Consider the following 1,068-nt stretch of genomic DNA (forward strand, 5'->3'; position numbering starts at 1 on the left):
CATCGGATAAGTAGCAGAGAGGACTTCGCTCAAGCTGATGATAAAGTTGTTGCGATAGATCTGCATGCGCTCGTCAGCGGTAAACTGACCGCTTGCAATATTACAGTCATCGCCCAATGCCTGATAGTGAAGCGCTTTCGCAAACTGATTTTGTAAGGTGGCTAGCTTCATGAGGCTTTCCTCGTAGCGCTAAGCGGGGTGGTAATTTGGGAGAGAAGGAGCGAGGCCTTTTCCGCTTCTGCCAATAACACTTCCGGTGCTGGGATATCTAAGTCCCATTCAATTAAGGTATGGCGCGGACCATACTGTTCAATCCAATGTTGATATAACTTCCAGACTTCCGTGCTGACGGGACGGCTGTGAGTATCAATCCAAATTTCGCCTTTATCGAGTTGTTTGATGGTGAAACCCGCCAAATGAATTTCATCCACTTTGTCTGCCGGAATGGCGGACAGATAGGTATTGCAATCAAAGCCGTGATTGAAGGCTGATACGTGTACGTTATTCAGATCGAGCAGTAACCGGCAACTTGTGCGCTGCTGAACCTCAGCGAGAAACTCCCACTCGCTGATCGTCGAGTGTTGAAACTTCACATAGCTCGATGGGTTCTCAATTAAGATTTCGTGTTGCAGATAATCCTGAACTTCAAGCACATTGCGAGTAAAAACGTTCAGTGCTTCTTCGGTGTATGGTAGGGGAAGCAAGTCGTTAAAATAGTGCCCACCATTTTCACTCCAGCTCAAATGGTCAGAGACAAACATCGGGTCAATGGCATCAATCAACGCTTTCAGTTGAGCGAGGTGTACTTGGCTAACGCGCTCAACAGAGCCTAACGACAAACCAATTCCGTGGCAGCTGATCTGGTATTGCTCTCGCAAAGTGTGTAGATATTTTCGTTCGGCTGCATTGGGTTGAAAGTAGTTCTCGCTGTGAATTTCTAACCAAGACAGTTCTGGACGTTGTTGCTGAAAAAAGTCCAAATGAGGAGTCCGTAAACCAACGCCAACAAGAGGGTGAAAATCGTAGTGTTTCACGTGAAACTCCTTTTCGAACTGGATGAGAAGAGGT

The 1,068-nt window shown here is 46.7% G+C and carries 2 protein-coding genes; both read right to left on the reverse strand.

Features of this window, described 5'->3' with window-relative positions; genetic code table 11:
- On the reverse strand, positions 1-171 hold a 171-nt coding region (locus R7E42_RS25430; RefSeq protein WP_318073298.1), incomplete at its 3' end, for a DNA-binding domain-containing protein.
- Positions 168-1,034 carry a DUF692 domain-containing protein gene (locus R7E42_RS25435; protein ID WP_318073299.1) on the reverse strand — a complete coding sequence of 289 codons (867 nt, stop codon included), beginning with the start codon at positions 1,032-1,034 and terminating at the stop codon, positions 168-170. The genes R7E42_RS25435 and R7E42_RS25430, both read right to left, overlap by 4 nt.
- Positions 1,035-1,068 lie beyond the last annotated feature (34 nt).

Origin of the sequence: Vibrio sp. Vb1337, assembly GCF_033338715.1 — a bacterium.
Taxonomy (GTDB): Bacteria; Pseudomonadota; Gammaproteobacteria; order Enterobacterales; family Vibrionaceae; genus Vibrio; species Vibrio alginolyticus.